Source organism: Streptomyces sp. PKU-EA00015 (genome assembly GCF_013387495.1).
Lineage (GTDB): Bacteria > Actinomycetota > Actinomycetes > Streptomycetales > Streptomycetaceae > Streptomyces.
On record NZ_JABZEE010000018.1, the window covers coordinates 1 to 1,036 of the forward strand.

1 protein-coding gene is annotated in these 1,036 nt (G+C 53.9%); it reads left to right on the forward strand.

What is annotated here, in order from left to right:
* Positions 1 to 227: 227 nt before the first annotated feature.
* The coding region (locus HW130_RS14705) for an ATP-dependent endonuclease (RefSeq protein ID WP_218183538.1) at positions 228 to 1,036 on the forward strand (809 nt) is incomplete at its 3' end.

Consider the following 1,036-nt stretch of genomic DNA (forward strand, 5'->3'; position numbering starts at 1 on the left):
ATCAAACGGTAGAGAGGCTACTGAAGCATCCCACTATTCAGAATGACAGTCTCATCTGGATTGTCTACGACGCTAACGGATCCGTGTCTCTAGAGCAGTTTGATCCCGTCATCACGGATTTGAGCAATAGCACTCTCGTTCGCGCGTGTCAGATTATGCAGCAAAGCTACACAACGGGATCCGGGATTGGTGCGGGCAGGCAGAACGTTCAAACGATACTGCGATCGGTGATTCCCGAATCCCCCTTGAGAGAGCGACGCTCTGTGATTGCGATTGAAGCATTTCGCCAAATTCAGGAGCTGTCTGACATTGATTCCCCGGAAGGGACTAATGAAGGTCTAGGTCTCCTCCCGCGCTTGCAGCGGTTGCAGAATCCGCCCGCATCGACGCATGATCGGGACACTGAGAGATTTCGTGCGGTCAATAGATTTGTTCAGAGAATTCTAGACGATGAGACGGCGCGCCTGGAAGTGCAGCATGATGCTCGCACGCTTAATGTGCACCACGGGGGCAGAATCTTGCCGCTGGATAACCTTGGCACAGGCGTCCACCAGGTCATCATCTTGGCTGTGGCCGCCACGGTGAATGAACACTCCATCATGTGCATAGAGGAGCCCGAAGTTCACCTCCACCCCGTCTATCAAAGAAAATTCATTCGCTACTTGGCGACGGAAACAAGTAACCAGTATCTGATTGCAACCCATTCTGCCCACCTGCTCGATCACCACTCGGCCACAGTCCTTCACGTGCGGCACGACGGAAGCAGGTCGGCAATGGAGCCAGCCGTCTCCCCCGCCCAGCTTTCGGGTGTGTGTGCAGATCTCGGTTATCGACCGTCAGACCTTTTGCAAACAAATGCAGTGATTTGGGTCGAGGGGCCATCGGACAGGATTTACTTGAACCACTGGATCAGTCAGGCGAGCCCGGACCTGATCGAGGGTCTGCACTATTCGATCATGTTTTATGGAGGGGGGTTGCTGAATCATCTGTCCGCTGAAGACGAAGAAGTGCGAGAGTTTATCGAGCTCAGGCGCCT